General features: G+C 60.3%; 13 protein-coding genes and 1 pseudogene. 9 read left to right on the forward strand and 5 right to left on the reverse strand.

The annotated features are described in order from the left end of the window. Positions 1–227: 227 nt before the first annotated feature. The 3 genes from ACLBKT_RS01475 (at position 228) to ACLBKT_RS01485 (ending at position 4790) form a co-directional block, all read left to right on the forward strand. Entirely contained in the window at positions 228–2564 is a 2337-nt protein-coding gene (locus tag ACLBKT_RS01475; RefSeq protein WP_410181210.1) for a TonB-dependent receptor, read from the forward strand. Between the two features lie 137 nt (positions 2565–2701). Further along, positions 2702–4384, forward strand: coding sequence for an alkaline phosphatase D family protein (locus tag ACLBKT_RS01480; protein WP_410181211.1), 1683 nt, complete (start codon positions 2702–2704; stop codon positions 4382–4384). 142 nt (positions 4385–4526) lie between these two features. Then, positions 4527–4790 (forward strand): hypothetical protein, encoded by a 264-nt coding sequence (locus ACLBKT_RS01485; RefSeq protein WP_410181212.1) that lies wholly within the window; start codon positions 4527–4529, stop codon positions 4788–4790. 391 nt (positions 4791–5181) lie between these two features. Here the strand turns inward: ACLBKT_RS01485 and ACLBKT_RS01490 are convergent, their stop codons facing one another. The 3 genes from ACLBKT_RS01490 to ACLBKT_RS01500 form a co-directional block, all read right to left on the reverse strand. Continuing rightward, positions 5182–5994 (reverse strand): outer membrane protein, encoded by an 813-nt coding sequence (locus tag ACLBKT_RS01490; RefSeq protein WP_410181213.1) that lies wholly within the window; start codon positions 5992–5994, stop codon positions 5182–5184. A 179-nt stretch (positions 5995–6173) separates the two neighbouring features. Beyond that, positions 6174–6881 carry an anti-sigma factor domain-containing protein gene (locus ACLBKT_RS01495; RefSeq protein ID WP_410181214.1) on the reverse strand — a complete coding sequence of 236 codons (708 nt, stop codon included), beginning with the start codon at positions 6879–6881 and terminating at the stop codon, positions 6174–6176. Further along, positions 6874–7443, reverse strand: coding sequence for a sigma-70 family RNA polymerase sigma factor (locus tag ACLBKT_RS01500; RefSeq protein ID WP_410181215.1), 570 nt, complete (start codon positions 7441–7443; stop codon positions 6874–6876). The genes ACLBKT_RS01495 and ACLBKT_RS01500 overlap by 8 nt, the downstream gene beginning before the upstream one ends. Positions 7444–7794: 351 nt before the next feature. Here ACLBKT_RS01500 and ACLBKT_RS01505 point away from each other — a divergent pair. From ACLBKT_RS01505 to ACLBKT_RS01520, 4 genes and pseudogenes are all read left to right on the forward strand, one after another. Next, a pseudogene (locus tag ACLBKT_RS01505) lies at positions 7795–8427 on the forward strand (tyrosine-type recombinase/integrase). Between the two features lie 149 nt (positions 8428–8576). After that, positions 8577–9233 carry a phosphatase PAP2 family protein gene (locus ACLBKT_RS01510; protein ID WP_410181216.1) on the forward strand — a complete coding sequence of 219 codons (657 nt, stop codon included), beginning with the start codon at positions 8577–8579 and terminating at the stop codon, positions 9231–9233. Positions 9234–9641: 408 nt separating this feature from the next. Next, positions 9642–13106, forward strand: a complete 3465-nt coding sequence (locus ACLBKT_RS01515) for a M10 family metallopeptidase C-terminal domain-containing protein (RefSeq protein ID WP_410181217.1) — start codon at positions 9642–9644, stop codon at positions 13104–13106. A gap of 325 nt (positions 13107–13431) precedes the next feature. Continuing rightward, positions 13432–14883, forward strand: a complete 1452-nt coding sequence (locus ACLBKT_RS01520) for an amidohydrolase family protein (protein WP_410181218.1) — start codon at positions 13432–13434, stop codon at positions 14881–14883. Positions 14884–15370: 487 nt separating this feature from the next. Here ACLBKT_RS01520 and ACLBKT_RS01525 read toward each other — a convergent pair whose 3' ends face one another. Both ACLBKT_RS01525 and ACLBKT_RS01530 read right to left on the reverse strand, forming a co-directional pair. Beyond that, positions 15371–16027, reverse strand: coding sequence for a hypothetical protein (locus ACLBKT_RS01525; RefSeq protein ID WP_410181219.1), 657 nt, complete (start codon positions 16025–16027; stop codon positions 15371–15373). Positions 16028–16047: 20 nt separating this feature from the next. Next, entirely contained in the window at positions 16048–17655 is a 1608-nt protein-coding gene (locus ACLBKT_RS01530) for a S8 family serine peptidase (protein WP_410181220.1), read from the reverse strand. Positions 17656–17853: 198 nt separating this feature from the next. Between ACLBKT_RS01530 and ACLBKT_RS01535 the strand changes: the two genes are divergently transcribed. Continuing rightward, positions 17854–18375, forward strand: a complete 522-nt coding sequence (locus ACLBKT_RS01535) for an RNA polymerase sigma factor (protein WP_410181221.1) — start codon at positions 17854–17856, stop codon at positions 18373–18375. Further along, positions 18372–19166, forward strand: a complete 795-nt coding sequence (locus ACLBKT_RS01540) for a hypothetical protein (protein WP_410181222.1) — start codon at positions 18372–18374, stop codon at positions 19164–19166. The genes ACLBKT_RS01535 and ACLBKT_RS01540 overlap by 4 nt, the downstream gene beginning before the upstream one ends. Positions 19167–19182: the final 16 nt, after the last annotated feature.

Here is a 19182-nt window from a genome sequence, read left to right on the forward strand (position 1 = left end):
GCGGCTAACTCACAAATTTCTGGTTATTTGAGTCGCAAGTTCAACTGCTCTCAAGCTGTCCTCTATGTTTCGGTTCTTCTGGACCGAGCGGACTGCTGTGTGTTGCAATTGCAACGACCGCGATCGGTCTTTTTTCCTTCCATTTCCTGAAACCAAACCGTTCCAGAAATGCAACATCAAGCGCCTAGGCGCGCCCCTGCAACTACAAAACAAACAGGGGCACCGACATGAAATCCACTTCTTTACGCACCGCCTTCCTCTCGAGTGCGGCGCTGATTGGCATCGCAATCCCGTCGTCGGCTATCGCTGCTGAGGCCGAAGCCCAAGCCATCGCCGAGGTTACGGACTCCTCTGTTGAAGACAACGCCGAAGGCAACGAGATCCTGGTCTACGGCAAAGGCGAAGTGAGGCAGGTTACCGAGATCAGCGCCGATGACATCCAGCTGACCACTGCCGGTTCCAGCCCCTTCATCGCGCTGCGCAAACTGCCGGGCGTCAACTTCCAGTCCGCTGACCCCTTCGGCGTTTATGAATGGTCGACCCGCATCACCTTGCGTGGTTTTAACCAGAACCAGCTCGGCTTCACGCTTGACGGCGTGCCGCTCGGTGACATGAGCTATGGCAACACCAACGGGTTGCACATCAGCCGCGCGATCATCGCCGATAACATCGGTTCGACTCGCGTGAGCCAAGGCGCCGGCGCGCTTGGCACCGCTTCGACCTCGAACCTCGGCGGCACCATCGAATTCTTCAGCCGCGATCCGCAAGACGAACTCGGGATCGCTGGCAACATCACCTATGGTGACAGCAACACCATCCGCGCATACGGCACGCTCGACACCGGTGATCTGGGCGGCTTCAAGGCCTATATCAGCGCCGCGCACATCGATGCCGACAAGTGGAAGGGCTTCGGCACACAGCGTTCGACCCAGGTCAATGCCAAATTGGTGGCCGATGTCTCGCCCTCGACCACCTTCACCGCCTTTGTCAATTTCTCCGACCGCAAGGAGAATGACTACCACGATTTCAGCCTCGATATGCTAGACCGCCTGGGGTATTTCTGGGACAACGTTTCTGACAATTGGCCGCTTGCCGTGCAGGTGGCTTTTGTCGGCGCCAACACCGGCTACACCGGCGTGGCGGTTGGTCCGAATAATTTTGGCACCACCTATCCCGCGCCCTTCACCAACGCTGACGATGCCTATTTCGACGCCGGCGGCCTGCGCCGCGATTGGGTCGCCAGCGGGCGGATCGACCAACAGCTAGGCGATGCCGTGAAGCTGGGCCTGCAAGGTTACTATCATACCAACAAGGGCCAGGGTTCGTGGATCACGCCCTACCGCGCCAGCCCGGGGGGCCTGCCGCTTAGCTTCCGCACCACAGAATACCAGATGGAGCGCATCGGCGTGCTGGGCGATCTCGTGGCCGAGCTTGGCGCGCACACCGTGCGGGCCAATCTGTGGTACGAAAACAATGATTTCGAACAAGCCCGTCGGTTCTACACCATCGGCAGCAGCCTGACCGCGCCGTCAACCAATGCGCTGACCTATCAATCGAACCCGTTTTTCACGCAGTGGAACAACGATTACAACACCAGCACCTTGCAATATGCGATCCAAGATCAGTGGGACGTGACCGATGCCTTCACGGTCACAGCAGGGTTCAAGGGCCAGATCGTCAAGTTAGAAGCGACCGCGATCAATCCCAACCCCAGCCCGCTGGCGGTGGGCGAGATCGACAATGAAGACCTACTTCTCCCGCAGGTCGGCGTGCTCTACAAGCTAGGCGGCGGCAATGAAATCTTCGCCAGCTTCACCCAGAACCAGCGCGCTCTGATCGCCTCCGCGACCTCGGGCCCGTTCGCCACGTCAGCCGCTGGATTTGCCGCGCTGCGCGAACAGATCGAGCCGGAAAAGACCGACACCTACGAAGTCGGGTTCCGCTTCGGCGAAGGTCAGCTGACCGGGGTGGTCGCGGCCTATCTGGTCAATTTCTCGGACCGCCTGCTGGCGATCCCGCAGGGTCCAGGCATCGTCGGCAATGCGCCGCTGCTGTCGAACGTGGGTGACGTCCGCTCGATCGGGGCGGAAATCGGCCTCCAGTGGCGACCGGTGGACGATTTCACCGTGACCGGCAGCTACGCTTATAACGAGAACACCTACCGCAATGACGTGGTCAACCAGGCCGGCACCGTGATCCAAGCGATCAAAGGACGCACCGTGGTCGACAGCCCGGAAAGCATCGCCAACCTCGAACTCGCCTATGACGACGGCATGTTCTACGCGCGCGGCAATGCCAACTACACCTCGCAGCGGTTCTTCACCTTCTCCAACGATCAATCGGTCGATGGTCGGGTGCTGGTCGATGCGCTGATCGGGGTGCGCTTGCAAAGCGACAATCGCTGGCTCGACGGGCTGGCGCTTGAAGGCACGGTGACTAACCTGTTCGACGAGCGTTACGTCTCGACCATCGGTTCAAACGGGTTCGGCTTCAGCGGTGACAATCAGACCCTGCTGCCGGGCGCGCCGCAGCAGTTCTTCGTGACCCTGCGCAAGGACTTCTGAGCTCGAAAGGTCTGACGACCAGGGCCGGTCAGCGAAAGCTGGTCGGCTCTTTTCGTGACAATACCTGATACCATTCACCTGAGACCAATCGATATCGCCCCGGCGAGGAGCCGCCTGTGATCCGCACGCTATTTCCAATGCCTATTACGCGCCGCACTACGCTGGGCAGCCTGGCGGCAGGGACAGCGGCGCTCACGGTTCCTCGCCGGGCGAATGCATCCAGCGATGGTCCATTCCGCCATGGGGTTGCCAGCGGCGATCCCAATGCGACGAGCGTTGTCCTGTGGACCCGGGTGACGATCAGCGGTGAGGTCATTCTGACCGGCGAAGTCGCAGAGGATCTTGGCTTCACCCGTATCGTCGCCCGCGCCGAGGTTACCACTGGGCCCAACCGCGATCATACCGCCAAATGGCTGGTGCGAGGGCTGGAGCCGGGGCGGACCTACTATTACCGCTTCCGATTGGACAGCGAGCCATCCCCGGTCGGCCGGGCGCGCACGCTCCCGGACGGGAGGCTTGACCGGCTGGGCATCGCGCTGGCGTCCTGCTCCAATTATGCCTTTGGCTACTTCAACGCCTATGAAGCCATCGCCCAAGATTCTGCCGTAGATTTCGTGCTGCACACTGGCGACTACATTTACGAGTATGGTCAGGACGGCTGGGGCGATGAGGTTGCCCGTGATCTGGGCCGCCGGCATGATCCCGCGCACGAGATCGTCAGCTTGTCTGACTATCGCCGCCGCCACGCCAAATACAAGACCGACGCCGGATCGCAGGCGATGCATGCCGCGCACACTTTCATGGCCTGCTGGGACGACCACGAAAGCGCTAACAACCCTTGGACCGGTGGAGCGCAGAACCACCAGCCGGAACGTGAAGGTGATTGGGAGGCCCGCCGGGCAGCGTCGATCCGGGCCTATTTCGAGTGGATGCCTGTGCGCGAGCCGGAATGGCTGGACCGCCCAGGCATGACCCGGAACGAATTCTGGCGCAGCTACAGCTTCGGCGATTTGGCGACGCTGGTGACACTCGAAACCCGCCACACCGCACGCGCCGAGCAGATCGATTACGCACAGCTTGGCGACGAGATCTCGAACACTGACGCCGTGGGGCGGTTCCGCAGTGACGTGCTCGGCGCACCTGGTCGGCGCATGATTTCGCCTGAATGCGAGACGGAGCTGGCACGCGCGCTCGAACAATCCGTGGCGGGCAAGCAGCCGTGGCGACTGATCGGCAATGCTGTCCCGATCGCGCGCACCGATGTTCCCGATCTGGTGGGGCTCGGCATCCTTCCAGATCCCGACACACCCGGCGCGCCCTACACCGCTGCTGCGCGCAACAACGCCAAAACCTTGGCGGCCAAGGGCCGGGCCGGCCTGCCGTTCTATCCCGACACCTGGGACGGCTATCCATGGGCGCGAGAGCGCTTGTATGAGCTGTCGCGCATGGCCGGCGCGGCCGATCTTATCTTCCTGACCGGAGACAGCCACAGCTTCTGGGCCAATAGCCTTAAGGATGGGCAAGGCCGCAAGGCGGGCCTTGAATTGGGCACCGCCGGTATCACCTCGCCTGGAGATTTCGTTGAAAGCGGGTTCGGCGATGACCTGTCACGGATGCTCGATAAGGCCTTCGCCGATTACGTCCCCGAGGTGGTGTGGACCGACAATATGCATCAAGGTTACGTCCGCCTCGATCTTGGGCGCAGCGCCGCCGAGGCGACCTTCATCGCAGTCGACACCATCCGCAGCCGCGCCTTCCGTCCCTTCATAGTCAACCGCTTCAGGATCACGCGAGGCAGCGATGGACTTCGCTTTGGATGAAGTTGGTCGCACGCGACGGCATCGGTAATCAGTGGCGTGGTCGCGATGTTCCGGTATGTTTGGCCGACCCCGATGCTGTTAGTTGAATATTGTGCCACCGAAATCGCTTGCTCATGCCAGCTTGCTAGCGCAGCAATTATGCATGGGGGAGCACCGCAACAGTCTTGAGCGCCTGATTCGGCTCGCGTTGGCGAACAGCCAGAATTGGGCGGCCGAGTTGGAATCAGGCCTACCCGACCCGCGCACGTTGGACGCGGTGGAAAAAGCCGCCTGGATTGAGTTGTTTTTCTGGAGCGAGGATGCTCATCTGAGGACATCGGATCGTCGTTGGGAACGTTGGCGCACTGAAAGACTCAGGCATCTCCTGGCCTGTCTTCAGATGCGCTTCTGCGATTATCGGATTTAGGGTCGGCCCATTGCGTCGATAACCGGTTGTGTCTTCCCTTTCCGCGGTTGCTTTGCCGGCGAAGGTTCAGCTGTTGCGGCTCGAAAACCCAATTGGAAGTTTCTACTCGTTGCTTTGTCCGAACCGGACATTCATCGTGGTGGATGCGAACGACCAACTTTGGGTCGACAGCCGACAAGGGGCAACACGGGCAGCGGATGACAGCTTTGTCTGGCATCCGGAAAACTCCTGCCATTCTGCAATCGACCCCAGTGCGGACAAAACCGGTGCCCCCGTTAACTCCGCTCTACGCACTTTCGGAACGCTCATCACAAATTGATCATGTTCTGGTTTGAGCGTCGAGCATAAGGGCACGGGAGCAAGTTGCCGATGCTCCCGTGCACAAGGATCATCAGAAGCCGTAGCGCACCACTGCCTTGACGGTTTGCAGGTTGAAGTCGTCATTGGCCCGCTTGAAGTCGACACCGCCAGCCAGCACGAACGGGTTGGTGGCCGGGGCTGTGCCTTGGCCGACGCGGATCAGCGTGTCGTCATCATTGTAACCGGTGTAAAGATACTCGATGCCGATCGAGAACTGCTTGCCGACCTTCTGCTCGATGCCAGCGCCGATCTGGTAGCCCCAGGCCTTGTCGTCGGCAATCACGGTGAAGGAATTGGCGGTGTTGCTCGTCTCGAACTCCTGGTCGAGCTTGGCATAGGCAAGGCCGCCCGTGAGGTAGAGCAGGGTCGAGGTGGCCGGGGTGTACCCGGCGCGCAGGCGCAGCGCGGCAGTATAATCGATCTCGCGCTCCATATAGTAGAACGCCGGTGTCGTGCTGAAGGCTGACACAGCATCGCGCACATTGGCGGTGCCGACCTCGCCCACCAGACCCACGACGAACTTCCCCATCTGGCTGTCATAGCCGAGGTGGCCATTGAAAGAGACTCCGTCAGAGTCGGACTCGCAGTTCGCGTTCTGCGGCGAGGTCGCGGCACCGCCGCAGAACCCCGGTGAGAAGGCATTGGCGCCCGCAGCGGTGGTCACGGTTTCGCCGAAGCTACCGTTTGATCCGCGGTCGAAGGAGATGAATTCATCGCCGTCGCTCGCCTGGAAGTCATAGCCGATCGAGGCGCCGGCATAGAAGCCCTCGAACTCGTCTTCAGCGTTGACAGGCACGGCGACCAGAATGGTCGAAGCGGTGGCGGCGAGGAAAATTGCTTTCATGGGATACTCCTGCAAATCGCGATTCTTGTGAACTTCACGTGCGCGAGAAAGCGGAGCGATTGCTGAGACAATCATCCTGTCGGCACCGATCGGTCCAATCGACGTCAGCGCCTAGAGCGTCGCAGCCCGCATTCTCTGGTGAAGATACGAGGATCTGAAGACGATCAGATGCAGCAAGCTCAGATCGCGGAAATTTTTCCTGACGCGATCGGCGTGGCGCTAGGCGCAGCGTGAGGTGCGCCTAGCGGAGACTCTAGTGAAACCGCGAGAACCGCGCCGTCAACGACCAGCGGCCTCAGGCTTTCAGGCAGTATCACCTGCGTCGTGCCGTTGCGTGCGATCAGGCCCAGCGAGCGAGGCACGCCGTCGCCAGGAATGACCCAGAGTTCTGGCGTCAGATCGGTATCAGGCAGGGCGACTGCCCGAATGTCGAGATACCGGCTGTCCGGCCCGATTCTGGCAGCGAGCAAGGTTCCGTCTCCCCCTGCAAGCTGGGCGATGATTACGGGTGCGGGGCTGATGGCCGCGGGCGGGGCACTGGCGTCGCGCAAAGGGGAGGTGCCGAACAGCATGATCGCAGCGAGGCTCGCCGCCATTGCTCCGGAAACTGCGGCGGCACCTTGCCAAAGACGCAGCGTGCCAACCTTGGCGGTGTTCGGGTTATCGTCGAGCCGCGCGTCAATCGCCGCCCACATGTCGGGAGGCGGAGCTTCTTCAAACGCTTCGCTGAGCGGATCGAGGCGTTGCTGCCAATCCATAACCTGCGCAGCGAAGCCAGGGTTGGCCAATGAGAGCCTCAAGGCTTCGGCCCGCTCCTCACCTTCTAGCACACCGAGAGCTAGCTCGGCTGCCAAAGCGGCTTGTTCGGGTGTGAGTTCGTCAGTCACCTTGGAGGCACCCCCGCAACTCTAGCAAGCCTCTGCGAATCCAGCTTTTGGTTGTACCGAGCGGTGTTCGCATCGTGGTTGCAAGTTCCGAATGGCTCAACCCGTCGAAAAAGGCGAGGGTGATTGCCCGCTGCTGTTGGGGCGACAGTGCCTCGAGGCAGTCAAAGATCTGCGCACGATCCTCATCGGCTGCCATCACTGCCAGCGCTTCATCGAACCCCGCGTCGCCGCCTTCTGCCGTGCCGGGCGCTACCAAGGCAGGGCTGCCATGCTTGCGCACCCAGTCAATGGCCGTATTACGGGCAATGGCGCAAAGCCAGGTAATCGGGCTGGCAAAATCGGGATTAAAGCGCCCAGCTCGGTTCCAGACTTTAAGATAGACCGACTGAAGGATGTCGTCTGCCGCATCGCGATCGCGGGCGATTTGAAGACAAACGCCATAGAGTTTTGCCGATGTGCGATCATAGACGGCGTTGAGCGCTCTTCGGTCCCCGCGCGCGACCCGAGCAATTAGGCCGGACAGCTCTGCACGGCGGACGTCGTCATTGTTGGCTGTCGGCATTGCTGGGGAGTATTGAGAGCTGCCCGACCTTGCAAGTCATTATCTTGGGGGCCAAGGCAGGATCCTTATGCATTGGCTCCCCCCGCTCGGGCGCGTGGAACTATCGTCGGTTGACCGGTGTGAAATGACGCAGATCCCGCGGCTTTTGTAGAAGCTACCCATCCGGAATCCACCCAGCTCCAGCCATAACTGACGACCCGGCTCGATCCCGAAATCTGCCCTCGGGGGAGCGGCTGTTTGGTCAGGTGCCCCCGGCCGGGCCTTATGTCGATGCCTAGGTGAGGCTAACTAGATGCGCTCGGTTTGACGAACGTTCTTCTTCCTGGCCAATCACGGCCAAGGAGAAAAATGATGACTCACTCTCACCTCGACCCTGCCATGCAAAATCGGGTCTCGTAGAATGCTGGCAGAACCGTAGGTACAAAGCGGCCACTGACCCAGAAGCAGATTTGGGCAATCCGTTTCTTCCTCGACCGGGAAGTGCGGCTCCGCGACCGCGCATTGTTCGACCTTGCGATCGACAGCAAGCTGCGCGGCTGCGATCTGGTGAAGCTCAGGATCGGCGACCTTGTGGCCGGATCTGAAGTCTGCAGCCGTGCGATGGTCATTCAGCAGAAGACAGGGCGACCAGTTCAATTTGAAATCACCGCAGATGCTCGCGCTAGCCTTGCTACGTGGCTTCTTCGGCGGAGCGGCACCATCGATGAATTCGTGTTCCCAAGCCGAATCCATTCGGGACAACCGTTAGGCACCCGGCAGTATGCGCGCCTTGTCGATGAATGGGTCACCGCAGCGGGGCTGCGGCGCGAAGATTATGGCGCCCACTCCATGCGTCGCACTAAAGCAGCGATGATTTACCGCACAACCGGAAACCTTCGTGCCGTGCAGATCCGGCTGGGCCATTCCAAGATCGAAAATACCGTCCGCTATCTCGGTGTCGACGTGGAAGATGCCCTTGTTCTGGCTGAGGTTATTGAGATCTGAACATCATGGCGGCCCTCGGGCAGGCTCCGATGGCCGCTTTTGGTGACGAGCAAAAGTCGCCGAACCGGCAACAACTGGGTGGTTTCTTGCTATTTCCTGATCATCCCTAAGTGGTTTATAGGGGGCTCGGTTCAGGAGCAAGATTATCGATGACCATTCGTTCCTCGTTGCCAAAGGAAAGCGTGGAAATCATGCTTCGAACTGTCGTCCTTACCTTGTCTGCACTTGTGGTGGGCGCAGCTTGCCTTGCCGTGTCGGGGCCGTTGCTGGGAGATGTTGCTGTCACAACTGCTCTGCAATCGGCTTTCGGCCCATCGCCGCAATGGGCCGAATGGGTGACCGACATGGCCAAGCCTCCGCTGGTGGTTGCGACGATGTCCGGGGGTGCGGGGCTGGCAGGGCTGGTAGCGGGCTGGCGTGGGGCAGTGGCGATACCGCTCGCTTTTGGCCTCGGCTGGTTGCTTGACAAAGCACTGAGGGCCGTGATCTTTGCGCCGCGTCCAGCAACCGAACTGGTCGAAGTCGCGAGCGCCAGCAGTTCGAGCGGCTTGCCCTCGACCTTTGGGCTTGTTTACGGAAGCATTTTTGGAGCCGTGCTGCTCGCAACGGCGAACGGCAAGATCGCGCTGGCGACGCGAGCCTTCGCCGTAGCCTTGATCATCATCGGCGCAGCGGCGCGGGTGGTGCTGGGCGGACACTGGGCCAGCCAGATGCTGGCATCGATCCTGCTTGGCTTGGCGGTGGCTGCGGCTGCCCTTGCTATGACAAATCTGATTGGACGTCGCGAGAGAGCAAACGTCCATTAAATGTCAGGAACGGGTCGCTTGTTGAACGGCAGGAAATCGCTGCGATTGCGAAAAATCTGCCCTTCAGGTTTCGACCCCTAAGCAGCCGTGAGCGCCGGGTCAGCTATGTAGCCTAATCCCTGTGATGCGAGCCCTATAGATTAGGTCCCGAAAGCGGGCGAAATTGAGGAGCGGCTAGAGCGTCGAAAATCCCAAGTCAGCGGCCAGCAACCTGCGGCGGTGGGAGCCGGTGCGGCTTCAGTCGCAACCAATGAAGTCATCGCTGCAATATGATGCTGAATCCTACATTGCATAGTCGCACGAGTATAGGCATAATTCCACCGATGACTTAGCGCTTCGCAATCTCGCAGTTTGATGTGAAATTCTCGCAAGTGCTGAATTTGTAATCTCGTCTAGGGGGAGAGGGCGATGAATAGGTCAAAGCAATCCGAGTATTCGGGGAACTTATTGATTGATTCGTTGATGATCGGTTCTCAGTGGGCGGAAAATGCACTGACCTTCTCTTTTCCAGATAGCTCCGAGCCATATCTTCCTGACTATCCAGCGGATTCGCAATTCTTGGTGAATGTTCAGGGGTTCTCTGAAGAATACCGCACCAAGGCCGTGTATTGGCTCAATCATATCAGCGACATAACCGGATTGAAATTCACGCTTCAGGAAAATGGAAGCGGCGATCTTAGGTTTGCCCGCTTTGATGATCCCCAAAATCTTGCGTATGCATACTATCCCGGCTCAGGGGCTGGCGGCGACATGTGGTTTGCCAACAACGGCAACATCCCCGAGCTACCGGGTGATGTGATTTATCACATAACGCTCCATGAAATCGGCCATGCTTTAGGCCTCAAGCATCCATTTGAAGGCCCGTTGGTCATGCCAGCCGAATTTGACATCGGCGTTTACACGGCAATGTCCTATTCTCTCGCTCCGGATGGTTCGCAGGTTTTTTCTCCAAATTTTGGTAGTTGGGAGCAAACCTTACCTTTGCTGGACATGGCGGCGCTTCAGCATCTCTATGGCGCTAATTTCTCGCATAATGACTCAGATACAAGATATACTTTCGACGAAAGCACCGGCGAAGTTTTTGTAAATGGGGTCTCTCAAGGTCTTGTGGCGGGAGGCTATATATTTCGGACCATCTGGGACGGGGGAGGCAGAGACCAGTATGACCTCTCGAATTTTTCCCAGAATCAAAAAATAGATCTCAAACCTGGCGGTTGGTCAACTTTCTCTCAAGATCAGCTGCAGCAGCAGTATGGCAAATTGAATGACGTAGGCGGTATCGACTGGACTCTCAAACCCGGAAATATTGTAAACGCCCTTTTGTATCAAGGCGATGAACGCTCACTAATTGAAGATGTGATTTCAGGTTCAGGCGATGATCAAATATTCGGCAATGCCGCAAATAATCTTCTCGCGGGCAATGGCGGATCTGACATCTTGGTTGGATGGGCGGGCAATGACACTCTCCAAGGAGGAGACGGAGACGATGACCTAACCGGCGGAGAGGGTGATGATGTTCTATCAGGTGGGAACGGCATTGATACAGCAAGGTTTTTAGGAAGCTCCGATCAATACAGTATTTCAATTTCTGGAAAAGAGATTTTTGTTGAAAGTATTGATATTGTTCCAGATGGCGGGAAGGATAGCGTTATTGGAGTTGAATTCATTTCATTTTCTGATGTCGTATTCAAAGCTGAAAATATACTGATTGGCAACATTCCAGTATTTACGTCAAATCCGACTGCAGAAATTTTTGAGAATGACAATTATGTTTATGCCGCGTCGGCATTTGACCCCAACGGCGAGACGGTCAAATTTTCATTATCTGGAAATGATGCCTCATTATTTCAGATCGATGCATTGAGTGGCGCAGTATCGTTTAGATCTCCTCCTAACTTCGAGAATCCAGCCGACGCAGACAACGACAATCGCTACGATATTGTAATTAGGGCAACCAATGAAAGTCGGCTTGGAAGTGATTTTGCCGTCAGCATCAAGGTGGCCGATAAAAATGAGATGCCAACGATCACAAGTGGGGCGATCGCTAGCGTCGTGGAGAACCAGACTTTGGCCTACTTTGCTACCGGGTATGACCCGGATGCACAGGCAGCGATCACTTACAGTATCGCAGGTACAGATGCCGGACTATTCAACGTCGACGGCACCACAGGCGTGGTGAGATTTAAGACAGAGCCAGACTTCGAGGCTCCTGACGATGCTGATGGCGACAATGAGTATCAGATTTCTGTGAATGCTTCGGATGGCGCGCTGAGCGATACTAAGGCAGTGACGATCAAGGTTACGAACCTCGACGAGGTTCCCGTCATCACCTCGAATGGGGGAGGCGACACCGCAGCTATTGTTGTTCCGGAGGGGCAGAGCCAAGTCACCCAGGTTTTTGCAAAAGGACCCTCACCTGGCGCAGTCACCTACACTATCACAGGCGGTGCGGATGCGAGCCGCTTCGCGATCAACCCCGTGACCGGTCAGCTGAGCTTTGTGACGGCTCCTGACTTTGAACAGCCGGACGATAGCGATGGCGATAATCTCTACGACGTAATAGTCAGCGCCAGCGATGGCAGCTTGACCGATATCCAGACCCTGAACGTGAGTGTTGCCGACCGCAGCGTGGCGCCACGGCTGATCACACCGGATGGCTTTGCTGGCGGGATTGGCGGCACCACAGCGGTATTCCTGACCTCGGGCTTCCAGGACCTCCGCATCATCGACGGTCCCGGCACGATAACGCTAAGTGGCCCTCCAGGCGGCGATGACATTATTCGCTTTGCTGGCGCTGCCAGCGCCTACACCATCGCCCGAGTGGGCTCGCGGGTCGAGATCGCAGATGGCGATACGGTTGTCAGCATCCCGGTGAGCCCCATAGGCATCAACGTGGTGTTTGGTGACGGTCCACGCACACTGGCGATAGTAGCCGGTCAGATACGGCTAGGCAGTCAGCTTGCGAACAATACTCCAGCCGCGATCACTATACCGGCCGATACAGACCCGCTGCCTAACCTTGCCGATCCTGCGGTCCGCGGGCGGCTTATTGTGGCCGAAGGCTTGGAGGTTAAAGTCGCTGGCAAGATCGATGTCTTTGGTACCAGCTTCGACAACGAGCTGTTTGTGGCGGCTGGCGGGGACATTGCCATCCGCGGTGGCTTCACCGGCGGCATGGATACGGTCGGCTTTAATGGACCGGCAAGCGACTACACGGCGGTGCGTTCGGGTAGCGCGGTGTTCATTGAGACGAGTGGCACAAGGGTTAGCATCCCGGTCAGTCCCGGGGGCACCAGGCTTACCTTTGCCGACGGCGAGCGCCTGCTCCGCATCGACCCAGTCACCGGCAAGGTTCTTCTCGGCGACCAAGAGCTCGGCTCCACACAGGCAACTCTGGCTGGTAGCATGCAAACCAGTTCGATTGATGCCAACGACGTCACTGCTTCTATCTCGCCCAGCGGCGGCAACCTCATGGCTCTGGCGCCATCTTCGTTTGGCGAGATGCTAGCCTTTGCTGGCGCCGGCAGCTCTACTGGTCTGCAGCGTCTGGTCGACCTGGCCGAAGGCGGAAGCCTTGCAGACACCCAAACAGACTTGCAACTTCTGCTGTCCGATGACAGCGGGTTCGACCCGCTGGGCCCGGCCGACATGCTGCGGTTGTACTACGCCACGGCCTACACTGGCCTGTATGCCCAAGCCTATTTGGCACTCGATGATGAAGCGCTTATGGAGTTCCATCGGCATGGTAGAGGTCAGTTTGGTGACTTTGCTGACATTTACTACGGTCTAGGGAACCCCGGCAGCCTTACCGGCGAACTTCCCAATCACCTCGTGTTCAACCTCTCAATCGACAGCTTCTCAGCAGGAGGGTGAAAAGGGCCGAAATGCAGGACTTTACCTTACGGTGCGGCCGCCGAAGGGCTGCTTGTCACATCGCGACGAACAATAATTTACGGGGCGCAACCGGCCCAGGAGCCGATTACAGCAGGCCAAGATCAACCGGCAGGAATTCACCCATGAGTGGTCATGAGCGGCGCCGATTCGCGACCCCGAAGCGGACATTGGAAGCGCAGAGACTGATATCCGGTTACCGGTCAGAATAGGGTGTCCCTCACTATAGCTCTTGCGCTCAAGTCACTGTTGCTGAGATAAAACGTGAGCGGCAGCCGATCATTCGCCATGTCCGCTGCGGAGCTTTATGGTTCGACGGATTGGCTTGTGGTCGCTGGGTATTCTTGGGGTGCTTGGCCTTGCCGGGTCGCTCGGCTTTTGGATGCTGTTCCCGCCCGATGTTGCGGTGCCCCCCAGTTCCGACCGGATGATCGCCGGGGTCACAATCTGGAATCCTGGCGAGCCCTCCCAGCCCGATCAGACCATCATCGTCAAAGACGGGCGCATCGCCGAAATCCGACCAAGTCGACCAGATGACGATCCGCCGATCTGTCCGGGCTGCATCGTCATGCCGGGCCTAATTGACGCCCATGTCCATACACCACCCCAAGCCGCGATCGGCAACCAGCGCCTGTTTTCGCTGCTCTACCTGAAATATGGGGTGACCAGCGTTCGCGATCTTGGGCAGACCGATGATAGTATTGCCGATCTGCAAGCCGAGATTGCGGCAGGACGGATCGCCGGCCCGAGGATGTATCGCTGTGGCCCGGTCCTGGACGGCGAGCGGCCAAGCTGGCCCAGCGCCTTGCGGATCGTTGACGGGGCGCAGGCGATTGGCGCCGTGAAGACTCTTAAGGCGAGCGGCGCCAGCTGCATCAAGACCTACACGGGCCTGCCTAAGGAAGCATTCAGCGCAGCTGCCACCGAAGCGAGGCGGCAAGGCCTGCCGCTCGTAGGTCATACGCCGCACGCGGTAAACCTGCGCGATGTGTCCGATTTCGAGGTCCAGCATTTCAACGGGATCCCTTATCTCCACAAACCGCCGCCCGAGGATGCCGATTATCGCAGCCAGGATGTGTCCGCCATGAGCGAGGTTGACATTGCCGAAGTGATCGCGCTGATGAAGGCCAACCGCATTTCGATCCTGCCCACGCAGGCGAACCAGAAAGCCCGGTTGACGGCATCGGACCGAAAGCGCTTTCCTCCCACAGAAGGCCTGCGGCATCTCCCGTCCTTTTGGGAGCAGGCCTGGCCTATGATCGTCGCGCACCCGGAATCCGCCGAAGCCGTCGCAGCCGACCTTGATGGCATCGCGGCAGAAGTCGCCTTCGTCGGCAAGGCCCGTCTGGCAGGTATCGATGTGCTGGCGGGAACGGATGTCGTCATGCCCTATGTCGTGCCGGGCGAGTCCCTGCATCTCCAACTGGCGATGCTGTCCCAGGCCTTCGGCGGCGACGAAGCTGCGCTCGCCGCTGCGACGCAGGTCAATGGTCGCCATGTCGACCGTGGCATGGTTGGCCGGATCGCGGTTGGCAACTTTGCCGACCTGCTGATCCTGCGCAAGGGCTCGCGTCCCGATCTGGCAGCGGTGCGGGACTGGCAGTTCCTGACGGTCGGCGGACGAATGTATCCGCGCGCACAGATCGATGCTGCGGTCGAGAGTTACGACCAGCATTTCCGCGGAGCCTATTACGAGACTGTGATGAACGGGCTTGTCAGCATTCTGGCTTCCGGCTTTAGCCGCGAGGAGAGCCATTAGTCTGGTTGACTGAGGCCTGCCTTGCAGAGCCGCAGAATGCGAGCTGGATACCCCTATGGCAGAGCGGCAATAGCTGCCATTCGCCTTTCCACCCACTTGCGGTCATGGCTGACATCATTGTGTGGCCCCGATAGCGGACGGGCAGCTATCGCCTCACCTGCGCCAAAAGCAGACCTTCCGCAAACGACCCCAAGTCAGACGTTCGGTTGCGACCTGCGACTTCCTGAAAACGGCCAAGTCTGGATGGGGCTAGAAGCAGCTAGAATTGGGACTTGGCAGCCGCTCTAAAGCGGATTGGCGAATAACGGGTCTTGCCAGAAGCTGAACGACCATTCGCCTGGCCCGTGGGGGGATGGCGGCTCAAGGTTCGCTTCATGACGACCTGACTTGCTGGAGCCAGCCTGGCTCTTGCTACCTTGCTTTGGAGTACAGGTTCTCGACGCTCCCGCTAGCGGAGCAGGTCATCGGCGCTGCATTTGCCACCCCCCTATTGCCTCGCGGTCTTGTCTGACTGGCGCGCTGCGCGGGCGAGGGCGGTCAGGCGGGCCTTGCTCGCCGACGGGCCCGAGAGAGCTGCGACAAGTTCGACCGTGCGCGTGGTGCCGCGCAGGTAGTTCACGGTGACGCGCCGAACATAGTGGCCGATTTCGGGCGCATAATCCCACTCGCGCTGCTCAAGGAGGCGCATTGTGGTGGGGGAATAGCGGTCGCACTTGACTGGGATCGCGTCGTATGTGCCCGCCTGCACGGTAAAGCTCTTGAGTTTGCCCGTCTTGCAAACCCATAGGCTGACCGACCGCTTCGCCGAGGCCTGAGCATTGGCCTTCGTTTCAGTCACGACCCTGAAGCGCGCCGATTTTCCGCTACCCTTGCCATCGCCGATGGGCCAGAGCGCATCGGGACTGCCGCGCACTTCGCGCCGTCCCGTCGCGCGGCCGCTGCGCCATTCCAGCACTGGCACCACGAAATTGCGGCTGCGCTTGTAGCTCGCTCCTGACAGGCCTGCCCAAGTCAGGCGTTCGCCATCGGAATTGATAACCCGCTCGACGCGGCCGTCGGAGAAAACGAAGGCATCGCCGGGCTCGTATTCCGGCATCGGCACTGGTGCTGGGAACACGGCTGCAAGGGCCGTTGCGGCTGCCATGCTGAGCGAGTTTGGCCAGGTCACTGGCTGGCCTCGACCAGACCGGCTCCATAGATTGGATCACGCCCACGCGGGCCGAGATCGCGCGCCTCGGCTTCGAGCGCGCGGATCGCCTTCTTGGCGGCTGCGGGATCGGCCTTGCCAAGTTGGCGCGCCAGCCGCGCGGCGACCAGCGGTGCGGCAAAGGAGGTGCCGGTGGCATCGCGCACTTCACCCTTGGCGTCGATCGCCGGGACAGCCACGCCCCGCGCCGCGAAATCGACATGCGCGCCGCGATTGGCGTAGCGATAAACGCGGTTCTGGGCATCGACCGCAGTCACGCCGACGACATTGTCATAAGCCCCAGGAAACACCGGCGGGGCGGCGGGGCCATCATTGCCCGCCGCTGCCACGATTACATGGCCGCGCATGGTGATGCGCGCAATTGCGCCGGCCACGGCAGGGTTGCGCGGGCCGGACAGGCTGATGTTGATCACCGGGACGCCTTGCGCCGCGAGCCAATCGAGCGCCTTGATCAACGCGAAGCTCGACCCGGCGGATTCGCGCGGGCCGGAGAAGATGTCGGCGACGAAGATCTTCGTGCGCGCCGCCGGATCGGCCTTAGTGCCAGCCATCAGGTGGGCCACCGCGGTGCCGTGCAGACGCGCTTCGGCGGCCTTGCCGTTGAAAGCGCGCTGGCTCAGCGTGACATGTTTGAAATAGGCGAGGCCCGTCGCGATCCCGGTGTCGATCAGCCCGATCTGGCAGCCGCAGGCCGCACGCTGCTGCACACTCGCGCTCTTGCGGCGCTTGGTCTGCACCGCCGAGCTGTCGAACAGGTGATTATAGCCGATGGTGTCGGGGTCGGCGATCGTCTCGAGCGTGTCGAGCGCGGCCTCGTCGGTGATCTGGGCCGGGCCGCGCAGCAGCAACACCGTGCCTTCTACCGAGGCGAGATTCTCGCTGGCGACCAACTGAAAGCCGCCCGCCTTGAGCTCGGCAAGGTCGGCAGCGGTCAGATCGAGCGCGACGAATTCGCCGCGGCGATAGCGGAAGCCGTCACCGTCGATGTCGATCCGGTCGCGTTCGTCATTCGCGGTGCGTTCGGTTTCGGTCTCGCCGCTGGGGAGCAGCCACTGGCCGGGGTCATCGTCGAGATCGTCTGCGCCGTCATCGGTGTCGCCGCGATCATCGGTGATGTCGTCGCCATCATCGCCGCCAGCGGCTGGGCCGTCGTCATCATCGTCGCCGCCAACGGTAGCGCCGTCATCGTCGCCGCCGCCGCCGCCGGCCGCGCCGTCATCGTCGTCATCGCCGCCGGCGGCGCCATCATCGTCGTCATCGCCACCCGCCGCGCCGTCATCGTCTCCGCCCGCGTCATCACCGCCGCCCGCGTCATCGTCTCCGCCCGCGTCATCATCGCCGCCAGCGTCATCATCGCCGCCAGCGTCGCCGCCGCCCGGGTCGTCGCCGCCGACATCGTCGCCGCCAGCATCATCACCGGGATCGTCCCCGCCGACGTCATCATCCCCGCCGGGATCCTGATCATCGGGGTCCTCAACGTCGTCGTCATCCTCGTCGTCATTATCGTCGTCGTCATCATCGCCCGCGTCCTGCGCGGCGAGCGGGGCATGCAAAGAGATTGTCACCGAGCCGAGCGTCAGCCCTAGCATCAGCAAATATGCAATGATGACCCGCGTTTGCATCGAATGCCCCCTGACCGCCCCAACAACAAAGCTGGGAGGACTGTTTCGTTCCTTACCTCGCTATATACGAAACTAGCTTTTCTTTTATTCCCTTGTCCTGTCTATGGGCGGAATATTGCCACTTGCTGAACCGTTGAGCCCATGAACCGCCCGATGAACCCGGACGATACGACAAGGCAGGCGCTGATCGCGCTAATCCCTCGCCTGCGCCGTTTCGCCCGCGTGCTGACGGGGTCGATCGCCGATGCCGACGATGTCGTGCAGGCGGCGTTGGAGAAAGCAATGGTCAACCTTGGTCAATACCAGCCCGGCACCCGGCTTGACGCTTGGGTGTTTCGAATCGCCCGAAACCACTGGATCGATGACCGGCGCCGTATGCACAACCGCATGGGCCATGACGACATCGGTGAGATGCTCGATCTGGTTGGCGACGATGGTGTGACGGTGGTCGAGGCGAGTGCCGAAGCGCGGATGGTGCGAGCGGCGGTCGACAGCCTGCCGCCCGAACAGCGCGATGTGGTCGCACTGGTGATGCTTGAGGAGCTGAGTTATCGCGAGGCGGCTGATCTGCTCGGCTTGCCGATCGGCACGGTGATGAGCCGGCTTTCCCGCGCCAAAGCGGCGCTGGCAAAGCGGATCGCAGGTGAAGGGGCGATGCAATGAGCACGGGCTTCACTGATGCGCAGCTCGCCGCCTTCCTAAGCGGAACGCTCGAGGACGAGGCGCTGATCGATGGGATCGAGGCGGCGATCAATGCGGACCCGGCGCTTGCCGAACGTGTCGAAGCGCTGGCCGTGGCCGAGCCTGTGGACACCGCAGTGCGCGATGCCTTCGCTCCAGTGCTGGATGCGCGCGTGCCTGAGCGGCTGATCGCTGCGGCAACCCCGCTAGAGGCCGAAATGGTCGACCTCGCCGCCCCGCGCGCAGCGAAGTCGGCTGCGCTGCCGACACCTGCCAATGACACCGGCCGCAGCAACTGGCGCTGGCCCCAATTCGGCGCGATGGCGGCGAGCCTGGTACTGGGCGTGCTGATCGGCGGCCCGCTGCTCAAGGGCGGAACAGAGGCACCCTCGGGCGGCAGTCTGGTGCTCGCCAGCGCTGATCTCACCGCCATGCTCGATTCTGCGCCGAGTGGTCAAACGACCGATCTCGCCGCGCTGGGCGAGGGCGAGGTGGTGCTGACCTTCCGCAACGCCGAGGGCCAGCTGTGCCGCCAATTTCTGATCGCAGGCACAGGCGGGACGACCAGCGATGCGCTCGCCTGCGCTGGCACGGGCACGGGCGGCGCGGCCAAGTGGCAGATCGAGGCCTATGGGCGGCGTGCGGCTTCGGTCGGCGAAATGAAGCTCGCCAGCGGCGAGGCTGCACCCGCAGTAGTCGCCGCGGTCGATGCGATGATCGACAGCGATCCCCTAACGGGTGCCGAAGAACTCGCCGAACTCGAGAAGAAATAGCCGCAGCTGCCGCAGC

The organism is Erythrobacter sp. W302b (genome assembly GCF_046452395.1).
Lineage (GTDB): Bacteria > Pseudomonadota > Alphaproteobacteria > Sphingomonadales > Sphingomonadaceae > Erythrobacter.